Annotated in this window: 1 pseudogene; it reads right to left on the reverse strand. The window is 72.4% G+C overall.

Features of this window, described 5'->3' with window-relative positions:
- Window positions 1-1,673 (reverse strand): annotated as a pseudogene (locus tag AB0J09_RS64190) (helix-turn-helix transcriptional regulator); the annotation flags it as partial.

The raw sequence follows: 1,673 nt of genomic DNA on the forward strand, positions 1-1,673 counted from the left end.
CTCCTGCCGATCCCCGGACGCCAGCGCCGCCTGAGCCGCGCCCACCAGGCATTGTGCCTCGGCGTACGGCTGCCGCAGCGCCGCCCACGCACTCACCGCCAGGTCCCACGCCTTGAACTGCCACGCGGCCAGATCGACGGCGCCGTCGCCCAACGGCTGCTCGGGACCCATCAGCGCCGTGAACGTCAGGCGGTGCGCCTGCTGGAGATCGCCGTCGGTCTCGAGCTCCTGCCCCAGCTCCCGGAGCCGAGCCATGAGTGACGCGCCGAGCTGGCCAGGCGGCGCGGCGCGCCCGGGCTGCGGCACTACGGAGGCGAGCATGGAGGCGACGGTCATCAGCACAGGCCAGGAGTAACGGGGACTCTCCAGCAGGTCGCGCTCCTCCATGGCCTGAGCAGCCGCCTGCATCGCCGCGTCCAGTTGCCCGCGCGCCTGGAGCAGCCGCACCTCCCTGCACAGATGCGGCAAGACCGTCTGATCGCGGAAGGTGCCGCGAGACAGCACGCTCCGCGACCAGCCCAGCAGCTCTTCCGCCCGATCGAGCTCCCCGCGCGCCAGCGCGATGTCGGTGGCGAACCCCTGCAGGCTGGCCCGGTAAGGCGCGGGCGGTGCGAGGTCGAGCGCGTGCTCGATCACCTCGAGCGCCTCGTCCCATCTCCCGAGGGACACCAGCGGCTCGGCCAGGTTGATCGACAGGAACGTGCCCGAGGTGCGCGCCAGGCCGTACAGCCCGGCCTCCTCGATCCCGTCGCGGGCCACCTGCGCGGCCCGCTCGTGCCACCCCGCCCCCTCCAGCGCGTCGGACTCCGAGATCGCGCAGCGCATCAACACGTTGTACGCCACCTCGTCGCGGTGGGCGATCCTGCGTGCCTCCGCGAACGCCTCCATCTGGGCCTCGACCTCGGAAAAGCCGAAATGGGCCCAGGCGAGGTTGATCAGCGCGTGCGCCTCCACCTTGGCGTCGCCCACCTCATGGCCGATCTCCTTCGCGAGCTGGGACGTGGCGAACCGCTCGGACCAGACATCGCGCCCGTGGAGCATGCGGGACAGGGTCTCCAGGATCTGGCCGCGTAGTCTGTTCGGCTTGTCGGAAGGGACCAGCGCCGCCGCCTCACGCAGGTCGTCGAGAAAACCGGGGCGGCCGAGGTCGTAACGGGTCAGACCGCGCTGGCGCAGCAGCTTGGCCGCCTTGATCGGGTCGGCGTCGCGGTCGAGATCGGTGAGGGCGGCGCCGGCCAGGGCGATGGCGCGTTCGTACTCCCCCGCCAGGTGGGCGACCGTGGCCGTCTGCCGGAGCACGTCGAGCCTGTCGCAGCCGATGCGCTCGGCGGCGTCGGGCACCTGGTCCCACAGCTCGAGCACCCTGGAGAGCATCCGGAGCTGCTCGTCGTACGCGGTGGACTTACGGGCGACGGCGGCCGCGTGCCACGCGCTGACCAGCGCCCAGGTGGAGTCGTGGGCGGAGTGCCAGTGGTGGGCCAGCTCGATCGCGCCGCGCGGCGCGGGCAGGATCGACAGGTCGCGCTCCAGCGCCTCGGCGAAGCGGGTGTGCAGGCGGGTGTGCTCGCCGGGCAGCAGGTCGTCGTGGAGCGCCTCGCGGATCAGCGCGTGCCTGAAGCAGTAGCCCTCGCCGTCGACGGCGAGCACGTTGCCCGCGACCGCGGGCCGCAGCG

It is taken from the genome of Nonomuraea sp. NPDC049784 (assembly GCF_040659615.1).
GTDB lineage: Bacteria > Actinomycetota > Actinomycetes > Streptosporangiales > Streptosporangiaceae > Nonomuraea.